The sequence below is a fragment of the Mojavia sp. genome, assembly GCF_059505145.1.
Genome location: NZ_JCACKA010000038.1, coordinates 1 through 3,655 on the forward strand (window position 1 = coordinate 1; position 3,655 = coordinate 3,655).

Annotated in this window: 4 protein-coding genes; 3 read left to right on the forward strand and 1 reads right to left on the reverse strand. The window is 41.6% G+C overall.

Translation table 11 applies throughout. The annotated features are described in order from the left end of the window. Positions 1-176: 176 nt before the first annotated feature. A complete protein-coding gene (locus AC5JL8_RS07050; protein ID WP_495879072.1) occupies positions 177-452 on the reverse strand; it encodes an HU family DNA-binding protein in 276 nt (91 codons plus the stop codon). Positions 453-713: 261 nt separating this feature from the next. Here AC5JL8_RS07050 and AC5JL8_RS07055 point away from each other — a divergent pair, with 261 nt between their 5' ends. The 3 genes from AC5JL8_RS07055 to AC5JL8_RS07065 all read left to right on the forward strand — a co-directional run. After that, complete coding sequence (locus AC5JL8_RS07055; RefSeq protein WP_495879073.1) at positions 714-2,477, forward strand: Rieske (2Fe-2S) protein; 1,764 nt, start codon at positions 714-716, stop codon at positions 2,475-2,477. Positions 2,478-2,588: 111 nt separating this feature from the next. Beyond that, positions 2,589-3,089 carry a GNAT family N-acetyltransferase gene (locus tag AC5JL8_RS07060; protein WP_495879074.1) on the forward strand — a complete coding sequence of 167 codons (501 nt, stop codon included), beginning with the start codon at positions 2,589-2,591 and terminating at the stop codon, positions 3,087-3,089. A gap of 247 nt (positions 3,090-3,336) precedes the next feature. Next, a partial coding sequence (locus tag AC5JL8_RS07065; RefSeq protein WP_495879075.1) for a serine hydrolase domain-containing protein occupies positions 3,337-3,655 on the forward strand: 319 nt, incomplete at its 3' end.

Sequence of the window (3,655 nt, forward strand, 5' to 3'; positions counted from 1 at the left end):
AAGTATCAAATTGTACCTATATAAATCAATTCATCCTTTCATTCAGCAATGCCGGGCAATCCAAATCTGCCGAGTTGGGCGGGATGCAAAAATCTGGGTAAGCGCGCTCACAACAAGGGCACAGTGTCGCAAGTGGCGATCGCCATCTGTAACATCTACGATTTAACAGTTACCACTTATGGTGCGACTTTTTCTTTGAACTGTTTGCCAGCAGAAAATGCAGGCACTTTTGTCGCTGGAATTGTAATTGTCTCCTTGGTTTTTGGATTACGCCCCTCGCGCTCTGAGCGTTCGCGTCGCTCGAATGAGCCAAACCCGATGAGTGTTACCTTCTCACCATTAGCTACAGCTTCGGTCACGACTTCTAAAAAGGCACTGATCACTTGATCGGCTTGCTTTTTTGTGATGTTGGTCTTGACTGCCACAGCATCCACTAATTCACCTTTGTTCATAAATCGCCCTCAAGTATTGCAAGTATTGGAAATCTAGCATCATTACCTGCTGCCAGGAAAGGGGTAGAAGGGCTAAAAATTAAGCAAGATAAAAAAATTAATTAGGATTTACTGCACCTAATGGTCGGTAAGGGTGTCAAAGGGCTACGATTGATGTAATCGTTTGACACTTAACAAAAATTAGAATTGCACAAATGCTCAAATCTAGAAAATTTCGACACAGTAGAAGTAAGGATTTTGACATTTACTGTGTGCAATTCAATGACTGAAATATTTGAAGGTGCAACCAAAACAGACGATTATATCTGTGTTGCTCAACTTAAGGATGTTCAAGCAGCAGGCAGTTTGCTAGTACACAAGCAAAAGCATACGATTGCTTTGTTTTACTCGAACGATAGAGTTTATGCAATTGACAACCGTTGCCCCCACATGGGCTTTCCCTTACAAGGAAGCACTTGCAAGGATGGTATTGTTACCTGCCCCTGGCATTATGCCCGCTTTGACATCGCTAGCGGTGGAACGTTTGACTCGTGGGCAGATGATGTTCCTTGTTTTCCTGTAGAAATCCGTGATGGTGAAGTGTGGGTAAATTTAGCACCACCTGTTAACCCTCATGTCCATCACCGCCAACGTTTGCAAGATGGTTTAGAGCAGAATATTTCCTTAGTGATTGCTAAATCAACACTCGCACTGTTAGATATGGGAGTTAGTCCCGCCCAACCATTTCTGATGGGGCTAGAATTTGGTACTCTTTATAATAAAGCCGGGTGGGGTACTGGTTTGACTATCCATACCTGCATGATGAATCTACTACCTTATTTAGATGCTCAGGACAAACCCCTGGCTTTATTTCATGGATTGTCAGCAGTAGCAAATGATAGTGCAGGTGCGCCACCAGAGTTTGTCGTTCACCCATTACCCAACTCTACAGTTGATTTTGTAACTCTTAAAAGCTGGTTCCGACAATTTATTCAGGTGCGGGATACTGAGGCAGCACAAAGATGTTTAGTCTCTGCGCTCGCTTCGGGAGTAAAAACAGAGCAAATTGCAGATATGCTATTTTGTGCCGCTTGCGATCATCGTTATCTTGATGTTGGGCATACGCTTGATTTTATCAACAAAGCTTTAGAAGCACTTGATGCAGTAGATTGGCAAGCAGCCGAATCGATTTTGCCCAGCCTAATTCCGGGTTTAGCTAATGCCGATAGGATGGAAGAATCTAATTCTTGGCGTTACCCTATAGATTTGGTGGCAATCTTAGACTCAGCTTTTGAGCAATTACCTACTGTCTTAAGTGAAGGAAAGTCTCGACAAGGAACTTGGTCAAAACAGGATGAATTAGTACCAATTTTATTGGGTGAAGATCCACACGCGATCGCCGATTCGCTGCTGAATGCACTGAAAGCAGGGTGTACTGAAGAACAATTAGCTAGCGTAGTCACTTATACAGCAGCATTGCGAGTAGCGCGTTTCCACACTAACAATGACTTTGGAGATTGGAACTCAGCCCACCATCCATTTACGTTTGCCAATGCCGTGCATCAAGCATTGCAAAGAGTAACAACGGTTGAACTGCTAAAAGGAGTGTTTGATGCGGCGATGAGTGTATATCTAAATCGCTTTTTGAATGTACCACCAGCACGGCTGCCAGAAGCAAAAGACACTGTAGAAAATCCTACTGAATTACTAATTCAGTTACCGGATTTATTAAACTGTCAGCAACAAGTAAACCAGACAGGCCAATTAGTGGCTAATTATTTATATAGCGGAGGTTGTGCTGAAAAACTGATGGCAATGCTCTTGAAAATGATGCTGAGAGAAAATCGTGATTTTCACGTAATTCAGGAAATAGAAGCCGCTTTTCGTCAGTACTCACATTTTGGTAAAACTCCGGTTGGGATTCATATATTAGTTGCTGCATCTCGGTACTTAGCAGCCCATTCGCCCACTATGCGATCTCAAGGACAAACTTATCAAATTGCTGAACGGTTACATCAGGGCGAGCGCCTATTTGAGGAATCTTGATCTGAGGGCGCGGAATGTCAGTTTGAGATATTGCCGATGCAGATCAATCTACACTTGGTTAGCAAGAATCTAAAAACTAGAATATTCCTTAATGCTATAAGGTAATTGAACGTGGATTTATTGGTTCGAGAAGTTGAACTTAACGATGCTGAAGCGATTGTCAGCATTTTGAATCCAATTATTGAGGACGGAGTATACACAGCATTTGATACACCCTTAACTGTAGAAGCTGAACGCGACTATATTTTGAACTTTCCGGTACGTGGAGTATTTCATGTAGCTATCTGCTGTAAGCAGCAAAAGGTTGTGGGATTTCAGAGTATGGAACCGTTTGCCAATTACACCCATGCCTTTGATCATGTAGGAGTGCTAGGAACTTATGTTGCTCTGTCATATCGACGACAAAAAATTGCTACAAGTTTATTTAATGCTACGTTTGAGCTTGCGCGTTGGCGGGGATATGAAAAACTGTTCACTTTTATCCGCGCAGATAATATGGGCGCATTGGCTACTTACCAAAACTTTGGTTTTGAAATTATTGGTACAGCCAAAAGACAAGCCAAAATTAACAGCCTTTATATAGATGAAATCATTGTTGAAAAATTTTTGTAGGCATTGCAGTTGGTTTGTAGAGAATATTTTACTCAATAAATTGGACAAGAACGAGTTGAGTTGTTTCTAAAGGGGAGCAACGTCAGTTTTTTATGAAGATGTTGAATGTTCAACACTATTTGTACTGGATAGAACAGGCAAGACATTACATATAATTTTTCATTAAGGTAGACAAGAGCGTGTAGCAATTAGAGCCAACTAGAGTTATGTTTTGTCTAAAAACCCAACCGAAATGTAGAGGGCATCAATGCAGAAATCTGTTGAGCAACGCATTGAAAGTGTTATCAATAATCTTTTACCAGCGACAGCACTAGAAGGTAAATTTGATGAACCGAAAACTTTAGACGAGCGGTTAGCACATCACCAAACACCAGGTATCAGTATTGCTGTAATTAATGATTTTAAAATCGAATGGGCGCGTGGATTTGGTGTATGTGAAAATGGAACAAATCGTCAAATCACACCAGACACCTTGTTTCAAGCAGCTTCCATCAGCAAACCTGTCTTTGCATTAGCAGTAATGCGTCTGGCACAAGAAGGCTACCTGGATATCGATGAAGATGTCA

Bases quoted from the DNA above. Each gene is read 5' to 3' on its own strand.
- AC5JL8_RS07050 (WP_495879072.1), bottom strand. From the start codon at position 452: ATGAACAAAGGTGAATTAGTGGATGCTGTGGCAGTCAAGACCAACATC.
- AC5JL8_RS07055 (WP_495879073.1), top strand. From the start codon at position 714: ATGACTGAAATATTTGAAGGTGCAACCAAAACAGACGATTATATCTGT.